The organism is Novosphingobium marinum, from assembly GCF_013408095.1.
GTDB classification, from domain to species: domain Bacteria; phylum Pseudomonadota; class Alphaproteobacteria; order Sphingomonadales; family Sphingomonadaceae; genus Novosphingobium; species Novosphingobium marinum.
In genome coordinates this window covers 806,666-820,718 of the sequence record NZ_JACBZF010000001.1, presented here as the reverse complement: position 1 = coordinate 820,718, position 14,053 = coordinate 806,666, and the positions used below count along the sequence as shown (strand labels likewise).

Annotated in this window: 15 protein-coding genes and 1 tRNA gene; 10 read left to right on the top strand and 6 right to left on the bottom strand. The window is 65.9% G+C overall.

Annotated features, from left to right (window positions below):
• Nucleotide 1 precedes the first annotated feature (1 nt).
• Entirely contained in the window at nucleotides 2-1,348 is a 1,347-nt protein-coding gene (locus FHS75_RS03945) for a dihydrolipoamide acetyltransferase family protein (protein WP_179406390.1), read from the top strand.
• Between the two features lie 4 nt (nucleotides 1,349-1,352).
• Here FHS75_RS03945 and FHS75_RS03940 read toward each other — a convergent pair whose 3' ends face one another.
• Complete coding sequence (locus tag FHS75_RS03940; protein WP_179406389.1) at nucleotides 1,353-1,793, bottom strand: hypothetical protein; 441 nt, start codon at nucleotides 1,791-1,793, stop codon at nucleotides 1,353-1,355.
• A gap of 153 nt (nucleotides 1,794-1,946) precedes the next feature.
• Nucleotides 1,947-2,660, bottom strand: a complete 714-nt coding sequence (locus FHS75_RS03935; protein WP_179406388.1) for a hypothetical protein — start codon at nucleotides 2,658-2,660, stop codon at nucleotides 1,947-1,949.
• 271 nt (nucleotides 2,661-2,931) lie between these two features.
• On the opposite strand from FHS75_RS03935, the gene FHS75_RS03930 reads away from it, so the two are divergent.
• Nucleotides 2,932-3,008 (top strand) — tRNA-Asp (locus FHS75_RS03930).
• 39 nt (nucleotides 3,009-3,047) lie between these two features.
• On the opposite strand, the gene FHS75_RS03925 is transcribed toward FHS75_RS03930, so the two are convergent.
• From FHS75_RS03925 to FHS75_RS03910, 4 genes are all read right to left on the bottom strand, one after another.
• Entirely contained in the window at nucleotides 3,048-3,272 is a 225-nt protein-coding gene (locus FHS75_RS03925; protein ID WP_179406568.1) for a DUF2842 domain-containing protein, read from the bottom strand.
• A gap of 5 nt (nucleotides 3,273-3,277) precedes the next feature.
• On the bottom strand, nucleotides 3,278-3,856 hold the full coding sequence (locus FHS75_RS03920) for a 5-formyltetrahydrofolate cyclo-ligase (RefSeq protein ID WP_179406387.1): 579 nt from the start codon (nucleotides 3,854-3,856) through the stop codon (nucleotides 3,278-3,280).
• A gap of 212 nt (nucleotides 3,857-4,068) precedes the next feature.
• Nucleotides 4,069-4,380, bottom strand: coding sequence for a cell division protein ZapA (locus tag FHS75_RS03915; protein ID WP_179406386.1), 312 nt, complete (start codon nucleotides 4,378-4,380; stop codon nucleotides 4,069-4,071).
• Nucleotides 4,377-4,562, bottom strand: coding sequence for a hypothetical protein (locus FHS75_RS03910; protein WP_179406385.1), 186 nt, complete (start codon nucleotides 4,560-4,562; stop codon nucleotides 4,377-4,379). Before FHS75_RS03910 ends, FHS75_RS03915 begins: the two co-directional genes overlap by 4 nt.
• Before the next feature lie 180 nt (nucleotides 4,563-4,742).
• Between FHS75_RS03910 and tkt the strand changes: the two genes are divergently transcribed.
• From tkt to cysN, 8 genes are all read left to right on the top strand, one after another.
• Nucleotides 4,743-6,743: a transketolase gene (tkt, locus tag FHS75_RS03905; protein ID WP_179406384.1), complete on the top strand. Its 2,001-nt coding sequence runs from the start codon at nucleotides 4,743-4,745 to the stop codon at nucleotides 6,741-6,743.
• A gap of 15 nt (nucleotides 6,744-6,758) precedes the next feature.
• The gene (gene gap, locus FHS75_RS03900) at nucleotides 6,759-7,766 is read left to right on the top strand and encodes a type I glyceraldehyde-3-phosphate dehydrogenase (protein ID WP_179406383.1); all 1,008 of its coding nucleotides are present in this window, start codon (nucleotides 6,759-6,761) and stop codon (nucleotides 7,764-7,766) included.
• 11 nt (nucleotides 7,767-7,777) lie between these two features.
• Complete coding sequence (locus tag FHS75_RS03895) at nucleotides 7,778-8,251, top strand: MOSC domain-containing protein (protein ID WP_308420072.1); 474 nt, start codon at nucleotides 7,778-7,780, stop codon at nucleotides 8,249-8,251.
• A complete protein-coding gene (locus FHS75_RS03890; RefSeq protein ID WP_179406382.1) occupies nucleotides 8,248-9,450 on the top strand; it encodes a phosphoglycerate kinase in 1,203 nt (400 codons plus the stop codon). Before FHS75_RS03895 ends, FHS75_RS03890 begins: the two co-directional genes overlap by 4 nt.
• An 85-nt stretch (nucleotides 9,451-9,535) precedes the next feature.
• Nucleotides 9,536-10,444 (top strand): fructose bisphosphate aldolase, encoded by a 909-nt coding sequence (locus tag FHS75_RS03885; protein WP_179406381.1) that lies wholly within the window; start codon nucleotides 9,536-9,538, stop codon nucleotides 10,442-10,444.
• A 19-nt stretch (nucleotides 10,445-10,463) separates the two neighbouring features.
• The gene (thiE, locus tag FHS75_RS03880) at nucleotides 10,464-11,111 is read left to right on the top strand and encodes a thiamine phosphate synthase (protein WP_179406380.1); all 648 of its coding nucleotides are present in this window, start codon (nucleotides 10,464-10,466) and stop codon (nucleotides 11,109-11,111) included.
• Between the two features lie 86 nt (nucleotides 11,112-11,197).
• The gene (gene cysD / locus FHS75_RS03875; RefSeq protein ID WP_179406379.1) at nucleotides 11,198-12,121 is read left to right on the top strand and encodes a sulfate adenylyltransferase subunit CysD; all 924 of its coding nucleotides are present in this window, start codon (nucleotides 11,198-11,200) and stop codon (nucleotides 12,119-12,121) included.
• Nucleotides 12,121-14,043, top strand: coding sequence for a sulfate adenylyltransferase subunit CysN (gene cysN, locus FHS75_RS03870; RefSeq protein WP_179406378.1), 1,923 nt, complete (start codon nucleotides 12,121-12,123; stop codon nucleotides 14,041-14,043). The genes cysD and cysN overlap by 1 nt, the downstream gene beginning before the upstream one ends.
• The last annotated feature ends 10 nt before the right edge of the window (nucleotides 14,044-14,053 follow it).

Below are 14,053 nucleotides of genomic sequence, written 5' to 3'. Positions count from 1 at the left end.
GATGGGCCGCTACACCTTCCGCCTGCCCGACATCGGCGAGGGCATCGCCGAGGCCGAGATCGTCGCCTGGCACGTCAAGGTAGGCGACGCCGTCGAGGAAGACGCGCGCATCGCCGACATGATGACCGACAAGGCGACGGTCGAGATGGAAAGCCCGGTTTCGGGCACCGTCGTCGAAGTTGCCGGCGATACGGGCGACGTGATCGCCATCGGCTCGCCGCTCGTCGTGATCGAGGTCGAGGGCGAGGGGAACGAGGCCGAACAGCCGCGCGCCCGCAAGGAGGAAACGGCAAAGGAAGAAACGCTGGAAGAGCGCGTCGACGAGGAAACGCCCGATGCGGGCGATGTCGACGAGGTGATCGCGGCAGCGGGCCAGACCGAGCCGGCTCCTGCTCCGGCACCAGCCCCGGCACCGCCTGCGCCGCCGAAGCAGAGGTCGCAGGAAACCGCGCGACCGGCGGCACCTGCGGGCGACGCCAAGGTCCTGGCCTCGCCTGCCGTTCGCAAGCGCGCGCGCGACCTCGGCATCGACCTTGGCGAAGTGCGTCCCGCCGAGGACGGCCGCATCCGGCATGCCGATCTCGATGCGTTCATCTCGTACAGCGCGGCCGGCGGCTTCCAGCCTGCGGGTACGAAGGGCAGGGACGAGGACGTCCGCGTCATCGGCCTGCGCCGCCGCATCGCCGAGAACATGGCGGCCGCCAAGCGCAACATCCCGCACTTCGCCTATGTCGAGGAATTCGACGTGACCGCGCTGGAAGAAGCGCGGGCGCAGCTGAACGAGGACCGGGGCGAGCGGCCCAAGCTGACGCTGCTGCCGTTCCTCGTTACCGCGATTTGCCGGCTGATCCCGAAATACCCGATGCTCAATGCGCGTTACGACGACGAGGCGGGGATAGTTTCACGCTCGGGCGCGGTGCACATGGGCATGGCGACGCAGACACCGGCGGGCCTAATGGTCCCGGTCATCCGCGATGCGCAGGACCGCAACCTGTGGCAGCTTGCCAACGAGATCGCCCGCCTCGCCGAAGCCGCGCGCGACGGTACGGCTAGGTCTGAGGAGCTTTCCGGCTCGACGATCACGATCACTTCGCTCGGTCCCATGGGCGGGGTCGCAACGACGCCGGTCATCAACCGGCCCGAGGTCGCGATCATCGGTCCGAACCGGATCGTCGAGCGACCGATGTTCGTACCCGACGGCATGGGCGGAGAGCGGGTCGAGAAGCGCAAGCTGATGAACATCTCGATGAGCTGCGACCACCGCGTGGTCGACGGCTACGACGCGGCGAGCTTCGCGCAGGACCTCAGGAAGCTGGTCGAGAAACCGGCGCTGCTGCTGGCAGGCTGAGGCTCTAGCGCACGATCCCGCTGTAGGCGATCTGGCCGCGACCCTGCGCCGCACGGCGCGCGGGGATGTGCCAGCGTACGTGCGTCACGTCCTCGGGCGAGGCCAGCCGCGTGCCGATGCGAAGGGTGCCGAGGCGACCCCAGGTGCGGCCGCCATCGACCGAGACCTCCTCGTAAGGCTGTCCGCTCGACTGGTATGCCACCGCCTCGGGAAGCGGATTGGTGATGGTGAAACCGCCACGGCCGTCCTGCCGCTTCCAGCGCACGATGGTGACGATGCGATCGCCCGGCGAAAGGCTGTCGACGTTTTCCAACGTTCGCATGTCGCCGCGCGATCCGCGCTCTACATAGACGGAACTGTCGGTGCTCACGCGGGCCTCGGCGACCCCTGCAAAAGCGAAGGCGGCGACAGCAAGCGAACTTGCAAGGCCTCTGGCGATCGACATGCGCAAGGCGGCTCCCCCGGTTGCTCTGTGACCCGGCGGGAATGGCACGGCGCCTGCAAAGATATGGTTAACGGCCCGCCCGGACCTGCCTGCCCAAACGAAAACGCCCCGCCGCAAGGGCAGGGCGTTTCGCGTTTCGGGATGGGCTCGCGGTCAGCCCATCGTCATGCCGGCATCGCCCATCGGCGGTCCGAACCCGCCGAAATCGATACCGTCGATTCCCAGTGCGGTCAGCAGGCCATCGGTGTCCTCGATCATGTCGAGTTCGCCTGCGGCGACCGGCAGCGTCGCCTTGTAGCCCGCGGTGCCGTCGATTTCGCCATCGGTACCGTCACCGGCCGAACCGTCGACCGACATGCCGTGCAGCACGATTTCGCGCAGGTCGAGCATCGGGTCGTCGCCCAGATCCTGCATCGGCAGGGAATAGGTCTCGGTGAACGAGATCGTTCCGTCTTCCGCCATCGGGAATGCATCCGCCATCCCGTCGTCGGTCAGGCTCAGCAGGACCGGTCCGTAGCTCGGCGCGGCTTCGAGCAGTTCGATGAAGCCGTCGCCATCGGTATCGGCGTCCATGGTCGGAAGCATCGCTTCATCCGGATCGTCGCCCATGAAGCCATGGATGTGCTGCGGATGAAGCTGGTCGGCCTCGAGGCCGTCGGCCCGGATCGATACGGTGATCGTGTCGGTGTCGTCGTCGAAGCCGATCAGCGCCACGGCGTTGACGCCTGAATCATTGAGCGCCGTGAGCGAAGTGAAATAGATTTCTTCCGCGCCCAGGAAATCGCCTTCGCCGGTAAGCCGCGTGGCATTGAATGCAAGCTGGGTCGGGCCATCCATCGTGAAGGGTGTCAGAAATAGTCGAGCCATTGGATTGATCCTCTGTTGCGAGTCGCTTTTCGTCGCTCCGACGAGGGACGGTCACACAAAGCCGTAGAATGGCAGCGACTTTCTGTTTTATTCGCCGAGCACTAGGACAACCCGCTCTGCCGATTATGGTTCCTCGCTCTGTGACAAATGCAAAATGAGCGACAGAAATTGCATTTCGCGGGCACGCTCCGAATGCTGTTGACAGCCCCAACCGGCTGCCCTAGTGGCGCGGCTCCCCAAGGGGCGCGCACCCAGCGCAACGTGTTTGGATGCGGGTGTAGCTCAGTTGGTTAGAGCGCCGGCCTGTCACGCCGGAGGTCGCGGGTTCGAGTCCCGTCACTCGCGCCACCTTGGGATGTTCCTCGAATTCAAAAGCGCGGCGCAAGGCTAAGTGTCGTGGCGCCAGCGCCCCGTTTCCATCCAGATCAGGAAGCGTCGCAGCGGCAGCAGCCATGCCACGCCGAGCAGCAGGTACACCGGCGTCTGGACAGGCACCGGCCAGTCCTGGATCGCCGGCGCGACGAGGAACGCCACCGCCAGCGCGTAGGCCGCGAGTGCGATGCACAGCGAGAGGATGCCGAACGGTATCCGCCATGTCGGTTCGGTGCGCATCGGCATCAACCCTCCGTCGTGAGATACAGCCGCGTCGGAGTGACGACGGCGTGAAGCGGGACATCGTGCGGCTCTGCCGGCAACTCGTCCACAAGCTGGCAGTCCCACGCCATTCCGACGGGTATCGCCCCTGGATTGGCCTCGAGCCAGCGATCGTAGTGTCCGCCGCCCTGGCCGAGCCGAATGCCGTCCTCGGTGAACGCGAGCAGCGGCACCATCGCAAGGTGGGGCACCGCCGTTGCGCTTCCCGCAGCCGGTTGCAGGATGCCGAACGGGCCGGTTTCGAGCGCATCCTCGTCGAACGGGTTTTCCCACGCGCGGAACTCCATCGGCGCGTCGCGGTCCTCGAACCACGGCAGCGCGAGCGTCCTGCCGTTCTCGAAGAACCACGAGGCGTAGGACAGCGTCGGCGCCTCGACCGGGTGGGCGCTGTAGAGGCCGACGGTCGAACCCTTCGCCGCCAGCTCGGCAACGGGGCCAGGCGGTCGCATGAAGAGCAGCGCGCGGACCGAGTCGGGCAGGGTGGCGACGTGATCGCGACGGGTAGCGCGCATTCGCTTTCGCAGCTCGGACTTGTCTTCCATCCCGCTCCCTCCGTCGCGCTTGTTCGGTGGGTGGCGGGCCCACCATGGGTCGTTGCCTGGAAATCCTCTGACGCCAAAACGTCAGGTGGGCGCCGTATGCATAGGACCCCAATGGAAACAGAGTGGCCCCGACAGGGACAGCTCCCTTGGATTGCTTATAGCCTCAGGGATATTCTGCGGCTCGTGCCGGGCAGGTCCCGCCGTGCAGCTATTTAGGATGCCCCGACGCCGCCCTCAAGTCGCGCCGCGAGATTTTCCAGCCTGTCCGCGAGCGCCTCGAGCTTCTCGCAATGGTCGGAAGCCGGCTCCGCCGCCGCCGCACCCGCATCCTCGTCCTTGACCTCGTCGGCGAGGAGCAGCGCTGCGAACAGCAGCATGCGAAGCTCGCTCTGGCCCTGGACGGCATCGGCCTCGCGCAGCTTGCGGTCGATCAGGCGGCCGAGGTCCGCGACGCGTTCCTCCTCGCCCTCGGCGCAGGCGACGGCGTAGTTGCGCCCGCCTATCGAGAGCGTGACGTTGCTCACCGTTCGCCGTCCGGCAGCAGGGCATCGAGCCTGCGCAGCGCATCGGCGACCGAGCCTTTCAGAGCCTCGTGTCGCCGTGCGAGTTCGTCGTCGGGCAGTGCCGGGGCGTTCGCCGCGCGCTCCAGCCGGTCCGCGGCAGCGGCGATCCTTGCCAGTGCTCTTTCGGCCCTTTGCGCATCCATGCCTTCGGGCTAACCGAATGTCATCGAACTGCAAAGGTTTGCCGCCGCAACTTTCCACCGTTTCGCCGCGCGTTTCCCTCGCATCCGGGCGGGCGGCGAACTTGACGCGACGGCGGGTTTCCCCAAAGAGGCGCGGAAACCCGATTCGTGTCCCGCCGTCCTTTCCGGAGCCTTGAAGTAATGAGCCTCAATCCCGCCCCGCTGGCGCAGATGGCAAACGCCATTCGCGCCCTTTCCATGGACGCGGTTCAGGCAGCCAACAGCGGCCATCCGGGCATGCCGATGGGCATGGCGGACGTGGCGACGGTCCTCTACTCGAAGTTCCTGAAGTTCGACCCCAAGGCGCCCGACTGGGCGGACCGCGACCGCTTCGTGCTCTCGGCAGGCCACGGCTCGATGCTCATCTATTCGCTGCTCCACCTCACCGGGTACGAGCATCCGACGATGGACGACATCCGCAATTTCCGCCAGCTGGGCAGCCCGTGCGCCGGGCACCCGGAGAACTTCCTGCTCGACGGGGTGGAATGCACCACCGGTCCGCTGGGGCAGGGGCTGGCTATGGCGGTCGGCATGGCGATGGCAGAGCGCCACCTCAACGCCGAGTTCGGCGACGACCTCGTCGACCATCGCACCTGGGTGATCGCGGGCGACGGGTGCCTGATGGAAGGCGTCAACCACGAGGCGATCGGCCTAGCCGGGCACCTCAAGCTCGGGCGGCTCAACGTCCTGTGGGACGACAACCGCATCACCATCGACGGCAGCACCGATCTTTCGACGAGCGAGGACATTCCCGCGCGCTTCCAGGCTGCGGGATGGCATGTCGCCTACTGCGACGGTCACGATTTCGTCGATATCGAGAAGGCGCTCGCCGCCGCGGCGGCTTCGGAAAAGCCGTCGCTCGTCGCGTGCCGCACCGTCATCGGCAAGGGTGCGCCGAACAAGGAAGGCTCGCACTCGGTCCACGGATCGCCGCTGGGCGACGAGGAAATCGCCGCGGCGCGCAAGGAGCTGGGCTGGGACGCGCCGCCGTTCGAGATTCCGGACGACGTTCTCGCCGCGTGGCTGAAGGTCGGCGATGCCGGCGCCGGAACGCGCGCCGCCTGGAACGAAAGTCTGTCAGGCCATCCGAAGTCGACCGAGTTCATTCGCCGCTACACCGGCGATCTGCCCGACACGGGTGCGCTGCACGATTACATCGACGGCCTGCTCAAGGAACCGCAGAAGGTCGCCACCCGCAAGGCTAGCGAAATGGCGCTCGGCGTACTGACCGAGGCGGTGCCCGAGATGGTCGGCGGCTCCGCCGACCTGACCGGTTCGAACAATACCAAGACCAGGGCCACCACCCCGTTCACCGCCGAGGACTATGCGGGCCGCTATGTCTATTACGGCATCCGCGAGTTCGGCATGGCCGCCGCGATGAACGGGATGGCGCTGCATGGCGGGATTATTCCCTATGGCGGCACCTTCATGGTGTTCACCGACTATTGCCGCCCCGCGATCCGGCTGTCCGCGCTGCAACAGGCGCGCGTCGTCTATGTGATGACGCACGACAGCATCGGACTTGGCGAGGACGGCCCGACGCACCAGCCGGTAGAACACCTGCAGAGCCTGCGCGCGATGCCCAACCTTCTCGTCATGCGGCCCGCCGACGTGGTCGAGACCGCCGAGTGCTGGGAACTGGCGCTGCGCCAGAAGGATCGCCCCACGGTCCTTGCGCTAACCCGCCAGGGCCTGCCGCAGATGCGCACCGAGAATGTCGAGAACGCGGGCGGCAACGCCTGCGCGCGCGGAGCCTATCGCCTCAAGGCCGCCGAGGCCGACCGGCGCGTCATCCTGATCGCCACCGGCTCCGAGGTCGAGGTCGCGATGAAAGTCGCGCAGGCGCTGGAGAAGAAGGGCGTCGGCGCCGACGTCGTCTCGATGCCGTGCACCGAACTGTTCGACGAGCAGGATGCCGATTATCGCGAGGACCTTCTGCCCGACGTGGGGCCGGAGAAAATCCTGCGCGTGTCGATCGAGGCGGGAACGACCTTCGGGTGGGAACGCTACACGATGGCGAACGGGCTCAACATCGGTCTCGATCGTTTCGGCGCTTCGGCTCCGGCAAAGGACCTGTTCGAGCGCTTCGGCTTCGCAGCCGATGCCATCGTTCCGAAAATCATGGAAAAAATCAGCAAGTAAGCAGGAGTTCTTCACATGGCGACCAAGGTTGCGATCAACGGTTTCGGACGTATCGGGCGCCTGGTGGCGCGTGCCATTCTCGAGCGGCCCGATTGCGGCCTGGAACTGGTGTCCATCAACGACCTCGCCGACACGAAGTCCAACGCTCTCCTGTTCCAGTTCGATTCGAGCCACGGACGCTTCCCCGGGAATGTCGAGGCCGGCGACGGCAAGATGACCGTCAACGGCAAGGACATCGCGGTCACCGCCGAACGCGATCCCGGCAAGCTTCCGCACAAGGACATGGGCGTCGAGCTCGTCCTTGAATGCACCGGCTTCTTCCAGTCCAAGGAAGCTTCGCAGCCGCACCTCGATGCCGGCGCAAGGCGCGTGCTGATCTCGGCCCCGGCCAAGGGCGTCGACAAGACCGTCGTCTACGGCGTCAACCACGACTCGCTGACCGCCGACGACATCGTCGTCTCGAACGCGAGTTGCACCACCAACTGCCTCGCGCCGGTCGCCAAGGTCTGCCACGAGGCGGTGGGGATCGAGCGCGGCTTCATGACCACGATCCACAGCTACACCAACGACCAGCGCATGCTCGACCAGATCCATAGCGACCTGCGCCGCGCCCGCGCCGGTGCGCAGAACATGATCCCGACGACTACCGGTGCCGCGCGCGCGGTCGGCCTTGTTCTTCCCGAACTCAACGGCAAGCTCGACGGCTCCTCGGTCCGCGTGCCGACGCCGAACGTCAGCCTGATCGACCTCGTCTTCACGCCGGGCCGCGACACCAACGCCGAGGAAATCAACGCGGCGCTAAAGAAGGCCGCCGAAGGGCCGATGAAGGGCGTGCTCGATTTCACCGACCAGCCGCTCGTTTCCTCGGACTTCAACCACTACCCGGCCAGCTCGACCGTCGACAGCCTCGAAACCGCGGTTCTCGAGGGCAAGCTGGTCCGCGTCGTTTCATGGTACGACAACGAGTGGGGCTTCTCGAACCGCATGCTCGACACCGCGGGCGTGATGGCGAGCTTCCTCTAAGGGAGCATGCCGTGACGACGGGACGGCTTTGCGGGATCGCGCGGCACGACCGGCCGCGCGGCCCCATGGAGACCGTCGACGCCGTCAGCGTGAGTCGCGAGGAAGGCCTCCACGGAGACTATCGCGGCACGCAGTTCTCCGGCCCGAAGAACTGGCGGCAGGGCACGCTGATCGAAGCGCGGGGCTGGGCCGACGCGATGGCAGACCTCGGGCTCGAAGAGGCGTTCGCAATCCCCTGGCAGGAGCGCCGCGCGAACCTGCTGGTCGACGGGCTGCGCCTGCCGCGCGAAGTCGGAGCGATCGTCGCGGTCGGCAAGACGCTGCGGCTCGAGATTACCGACGAATGCAACCCGTGCAGCCGCATGGATGCGATCAGGCCGGGACTGAAGGCGGCGCTGACGCCCGACTGGCGCGGCGGCGCGCTGGCGCGGGTACTGACCGGCGGCGACATTGCCGTGGGCGACGAAGTGAGGATCGAGGAATGAGCGGATTTCGCACGCTGGATGATCTTGGGGACGACCTAAGCGGCAAGGTGGCGCTCGTGCGCGTCGACCTCAACCTGCCGATGAAGGACGGCGACGTGACCGACACGACGCGGGTCCGAGCCTCGGCGCCGACGATCCTCGAACTGTCGGAGAAGGGCGCGAAAGTCCTGCTGCTCGCGCACTTCGGGCGGCCAAGGGGCGAGCGCAATTCGACCATGTCGCTCAGCCTCGTCGTCGGCGCGGTCGAGCGCGTGCTCGACAAGGAAATCATGTTCGTTCCCGAAGTCGCCGGGCCGGTCACCGGGCAGTCGGTCGGCATCCTGAGCGACGGCGACATCGCCATCCTCGAGAACACGCGGTTCTGGAAGGGCGAGGAAGCCAACGATGCCGAATTCGCGCAGGCGATCGCGGCGGTGGCCGACTTCTACGTCAACGATGCCTTTTCCGCCGCGCACCGCGCGCACGCCACGACCGAGGGCCTTGCGCACCTGCTGCCCGCCTATGCCGGACGCTCGATGCAGGCCGAGCTCGAAGCGCTGCAGAAGGCGCTGGGCACTCCCGAGCGGCCGGTCGCCGCGGTCGTCGGCGGGGCCAAGGTGTCCTCCAAGCTCGACGTGCTGCGCCACCTCGTCGGGCAGGTCGACCACCTCATCATCGGCGGCGGCATGGCGAACACCTTCCTCGCCGCGAAGGGTGTCGATGTGGGCAAGTCGCTGTGCGAGCACGACCTTACCGGCACCGCGACCGAGATCCTCGAGGCCGCGGACCGGTCGGGCTGCACCGTGCACCTGCCCTACGACGTGGTGGTAGCGAAGGAATTCGCCGCCAATCCGGAAAGCCTGCGCACCTGCAACGTGCACGAGGTCGCGGCGGAGGAAATGATCCTCGATGTCGGCCCCGCTGCGGTCGAGGCGCTGGCCGACGTTCTCAAGACCTGCCGCACGCTCGTCTGGAACGGTCCGGTGGGCGCGTTCGAGACCGAACCGTTCGATGCGGCGACGGTTTGGCTGGCAAGGACCGCCGCCGCGCTCACGCGCGAGGGATCGCTGGTCTCGGTCGCGGGCGGAGGCGACACGGTCGCCGCGCTCAACCACGCCGGGGTTGCCGAAGACTTCACCTATATCTCGACTGCGGGCGGTGCCTTCCTGGAATGGATGGAAGGCAGGGAACTGCCGGGCGTCAAGGCGCTGGGCGGCTGACCGCCCGGAACCTGCCGCCGCGCCGCCGGTTGCGAAACTACACATCGAAACAGACCATAGCCACGGGCCAGAACAGGAAGAGACGATGCAGACCTCAGAGATGACCGCCAAGATCGCCGAAGGAAACGGCTTCATCGCCGCGCTCGACCAGAGCGGGGGCTCGACCCCCAAGGCGCTGCGCGGATACGGCGTGTCCGACGACGAATGGTCGGGCGACGAGGAAATGTTCGCGAAGATCCACGAGATGCGCAGCCGCATCATCACTTCGCCCGCCTTCACCGGGGACAAGGTGATCGGCGCCATCCTGTTCGAGCGCACCATGAACGGCGAGATCGATGGCAAGCCCGTGCCCGGCGTGCTGCACGACAAGGGCATCGTCCCCTTCATCAAGATCGACAAGGGACTGGAGGAGCAGGCCAACGGCGTGCAGCTGATGAAGCCGATGCCCGGCCTCGACGACCTGCTCGACCACTCGCGCGTGCTGGGCATGTTCGGCACCAAGGAACGTTCGGTCATCCACGAGCCGAACCGCGAGGGTATCGCCGCCATCGTCGCGCAGCAGATCGAGATCGGCAGGCAGGTGCTCTCGCACGGCCTGATGCCGATCCTCGAGCCGGAAACGAACATCAAGGGCGCGAACCGCGCCGAATGCGACACGATCCTCGTCGAGGAGCTTGAAAAGCAGCTTTCCGCGATGCCCGGCGACGAGAAGGTCATGCTCAAGCTGTCGATTCCGGTGAAACCCGGTCACTACGATGCCCTCGTCGATCATCCGCGCGTGCTGCGCGTCGTTGCGCTTTCGGGCGGATACGAGCGTCCCGAGGCGTGCGAGGAACTTGCGAAGAACCGGGGCATGATCGCCAGCTTCAGCCGCGCGCTCCTGCAGGACCTGCGCGCATCGATGAGCGACGCCGAATTCGACAAGTCGCTGGGCGGCGCGATCGACCAGATCCACGCCGCCTCGACGCAGAAGACCGCCTCGGCCTCGGCGTGAGGCTGGGCACCGGCTGACGATGAAAACGCGCGACGACAGGGAGGCAGAGCGTCCGGACAGCGCGCTCTACCTGATTTCGCCGCTCGAGGTCGGCGGCGATTTCCCGGTCCGGCTCGAGCGTGCGCTCGATGCAGGGCCGGTCGCCGCGTTCCAGTTCCGCGTCAAGGATGTAGACCAGCACGCGGCTGCGGCGCTCGCCGGGCCGTTGCTGGAAATCTGCGCCGCGCGCGAGGTCGCGTTCATCGTCAACGATTCTATAGCGCTCGCCAGACGCATCGGGGCGGACGGTGTCCACCTCGGGCAGGGTGACGGCGAAGTGGCCCACGCGCGCGAGGAACTGGGGCGGGAGGCGCAGATCGGTGTCACCTGCCACGACAGCCGCCACCTTGCCATGGAAGCGGGCGAGGCCGGCGCGGACTACGTCGCGTTCGGCGCATTCTTCCCGACCACGACCAAGGAAACCCGTCACCGGCCCGGTCTCGACGTGCTCGAATGGTGGCAGTCGATCTTCGAAATCCCGTGCGTGGCGATAGGCGGGATCACGCCCGGCAATTGCATGCCGCTGGTCGAGGCGGGCGCGGATTTCCTGGCCGTATGCGGCGCGGTGTGGAACGGCGACGAGGCTGCTGCGGTGAGGGCTTTCGCCGAAAAGCTGCGCAGGCCCTGAGCGCACAACCGGAAAGTTGCCCGTGAAGCGCGCAAAGAATGTCTTGATTGTTGCCAATCCGATTATCTGACAGGGGCGACGGCACCATGCACGACGCGAACAGAAGCCTGACCCACCTCGAGCGGCTCGAGGCCGAGAGCATCCACATCATCCGAGAAGTCGTGGCCGAAGCGGAAAAGCCGGTGATGCTCTATTCGGTGGGCAAGGATTCGGCGGTCATGCTGCATCTGGCGCGCAAGGCCTTTTATCCGTCGCCGCCACCGTTTCCGCTTCTCCACGTCGATACCACCTGGAAGTTTCGCGCGATGTACGACCTGCGCAACCGCGCGGCCGGCGACGCGGGGATGGAACTGCTGGTCTACCAGAACCCGGAGGCGCAGGAACGCGGGATCAATCCGTTCGAGCACGGTCCGCTCCATACCGACATGTGGAAGACCGAGGGCCTGAAGCAGGCGCTCGACAAGTGGGGCTTCGATGCCGCGTTCGGCGGCGCGCGCCGCGACGAGGAGAAGAGCCGCGCCAAGGAGCGCATCTTTTCCTTCCGCACGGCGAGCCACGGATGGGACCCGAAGAACCAGCGCCCCGAACTCTGGAACCTCTACAACGCCCGCAAGAACAAGCGCGAGTCGATCCGCGTCTTCCCGATCTCGAACTGGACCGAGCTCGACGTCTGGCAATACATCCACCTGAACGACATCCCGATCGTGCCGCTCTACTTCGCCGCGAAGCGCCCGACCTACATCTGGGAAGGCCAGCTGTTCATGGCCGACGACATCGAGCGGATCGAGAAGGTGCTCGGTTACCGGCCCGAGATCGAGGAACGTTCGGTCCGGTTCCGCACGCTCGGTTGCTTCCCGCTCACCGGCGCGGTCGAGAGCGAGGCGGCGACGCTTCCCGAAGTCATCCAGGAAACGCTGCTGACCACGACTTCAGAAAGGCAGGGCCGCGTGATCGACAAGGACGCGGGCGGCGCGGGCATGGAGAAGAAGAAGCAGGAGGGATATTTCTGATGGAGCGGTCCGGCCAGAACGATCCCCGCTACGTGGTCGACGATCTCATCGCCGAGGACATCGACGCCTACCTCGACCAGCACCAGCACAAGACGATGCTGCGCTTTCTTACCTGCGGGAGCGTAGACGACGGCAAGTCGACGCTGATCGGCCGGCTCCTCTACGATTCGAAGATGATCTTCGAGGACCAGCTGAGCCAGCTCGAGGCGGATTCGAAGCGAGTCGGCACGCAAGGGGAGGAGATCGATTTCGCGCTCCTCGTCGACGGGCTTGCCGCCGAGCGCGAGCAGGGCATCACCATCGATGTCGCCTACAGGTTCTTCTCGACCGAGAAGCGCAAGTTCATCGTCGCCGACACGCCGGGGCACGAGCAGTACACGCGCAACATGGTGACCGGGGCGTCGACCGCCGACCTCGCCGTGATCCTGATCGATGCGCGCAAGGGCGTGCTTCCCCAGACCCGGCGGCATGCGTACCTGTGCCACCTCGTCGGCATTCGCAACGTGGTGCTCGCCGTCAACAAGATGGACCTCATCGACTACGACCGCGACAAGTTCGAGGCCATCGTCGCCGAGTTCCGCGCCTTCGCGGACGAGATCGGGATCGCGGACTTCGTTCCCATGCCCATTTCGGGTTTCAGGGGCGACAACATCACGTCGCTTTCGCAGAACACGCCCTGGTACGAAGGGCCGACGCTCGTCGATCATCTCGAAACGGTCGAGGTCGATACGAGTGTCGCGCTGCGAAAGCCATTCCGCATGCCGGTCCAGTGGGTCAATCGCCCGAACCTCGATTTCCGGGGCTTCTCGGGCCTCGTCGCCAGCGGGGGCGTTACACCGGGAGACCGCGTGCGCGTACTTCCTTCGGGCAAGACCAGCACGGTAAGCCGCATCGTGACCATGGACGGAGACCTCGACAGCGCCGTCGCGGGACAGTCGGTGACGATCTGCCTAGCCGACGAGATCGACTGCTCGCGCGGCAGTGTGATCGCGTCGGCAGACGATCCGCCGCAGACGTCGGACCAGTTCGAGGCGACCCTCGTCTGGATGAACGACGAATCGCTGCATGTCGGCCGCGCCTACTGGCTCAAGATCGGCACGCAGACCGTTTCCGCCACCGTTCAGCAGCCGAAGTACACGTTGAACGTAGGCACGCTTTCACACATGGCTGCCAAGACGCTGCAACTCAACGAGATCGGCGTGGCCGAGGTTTTTACCGACAAGCCCATCGTGTTCGAGCCCTATGCCGACAACCAGGCGCTTGGCGGGTTCATCCTGATCGACAAGATGAGCAACGCCACGGTCGCTGCGGGGATGCTCAACTTCTCGCTGCGGCGTGCGCAGAACGTGCACTGGCAGGCGATCGACATCAGCCGCAAGGCCCGCGCCGACATGAAGAACCAGGTACCCGCAGTGCTGTGGTTCACCGGGCTTTCGGGTTCGGGCAAGTCGACCATCGCCAACCTGGTCGAGAAGAAGCTCTACCGGATGAACCGGCATACTTTCCTGCTCGACGGCGACAACGTGCGGCACGGTCTCAACAAGGACCTGGGCTTCACCGAGGCCGACCGGATCGAGAATATCCGGCGCATCGGCGAAGTCGCGAAGCTCATGGCGGATGCGGGCCTGATCGCGATTACGGCGTTCATCTCGCCTTTCCGGGCTGAGCGCGATATGGTTCGCGCCATGATGCCTGAGGGGGAATTCATCGAGATCTTCGTCGATACGCCGCTTTCGGTGGCCGAAGAGCGTGACGAAAAGGGCCTCTACAAGAAGGCGCGGGCCGGCGAACTCAAGAATTTCACGGGCATAGACTCGCCCTACGAAGCGCCGGAAAGCCCCGAAATCCGCATCGACACGACCGCGATGAGCCCGCAGGAAGCAGCCGACCTGGTGGTCGACACGCTGCTGGGCGACAGGTGAGCGCGGGCTG

What these genes read in the sequence shown, in the direction of transcription:
- FHS75_RS03945 (WP_179406390.1), top strand. Translation starts at nt 2, where the DNA reads ATGGGCCGCTACACCTTCCGCCTGCCCGACATCGGCGAGGGCATCGCC.
- FHS75_RS03940 (WP_179406389.1), bottom strand. Translation starts at nt 1,793, where the DNA reads ATGTCGATCGCCAGAGGCCTTGCAAGTTCGCTTGCTGTCGCCGCCTTC.
- FHS75_RS03935 (WP_179406388.1), bottom strand. Translation starts at nt 2,660, where the DNA reads ATGGCTCGACTATTTCTGACACCCTTCACGATGGATGGCCCGACCCAG.
- FHS75_RS03925 (WP_179406568.1), bottom strand. Translation starts at nt 3,272, where the DNA reads ATGCGCACCGAACCGACATGGCGGATACCGTTCGGCATCCTCTCGCTG.
- FHS75_RS03920 (WP_179406387.1), bottom strand. Translation starts at nt 3,856, where the DNA reads ATGGAAGACAAGTCCGAGCTGCGAAAGCGAATGCGCGCTACCCGTCGC.
- FHS75_RS03910 (WP_179406385.1), bottom strand. Translation starts at nt 4,562, where the DNA reads ATGGATGCGCAAAGGGCCGAAAGAGCACTGGCAAGGATCGCCGCTGCC.
- tkt (WP_179406384.1), top strand. Translation starts at nt 4,743, where the DNA reads ATGAGCCTCAATCCCGCCCCGCTGGCGCAGATGGCAAACGCCATTCGC.
- gap (WP_179406383.1), top strand. Translation starts at nt 6,759, where the DNA reads ATGGCGACCAAGGTTGCGATCAACGGTTTCGGACGTATCGGGCGCCTG.
- FHS75_RS03890 (WP_179406382.1), top strand. Translation starts at nt 8,248, where the DNA reads ATGAGCGGATTTCGCACGCTGGATGATCTTGGGGACGACCTAAGCGGC.
- FHS75_RS03885 (WP_179406381.1), top strand. Translation starts at nt 9,536, where the DNA reads ATGCAGACCTCAGAGATGACCGCCAAGATCGCCGAAGGAAACGGCTTC.
- thiE (WP_179406380.1), top strand. Translation starts at nt 10,464, where the DNA reads ATGAAAACGCGCGACGACAGGGAGGCAGAGCGTCCGGACAGCGCGCTC.
- cysD (WP_179406379.1), top strand. Translation starts at nt 11,198, where the DNA reads ATGCACGACGCGAACAGAAGCCTGACCCACCTCGAGCGGCTCGAGGCC.
- cysN (WP_179406378.1), top strand. Translation starts at nt 12,121, where the DNA reads ATGGAGCGGTCCGGCCAGAACGATCCCCGCTACGTGGTCGACGATCTC.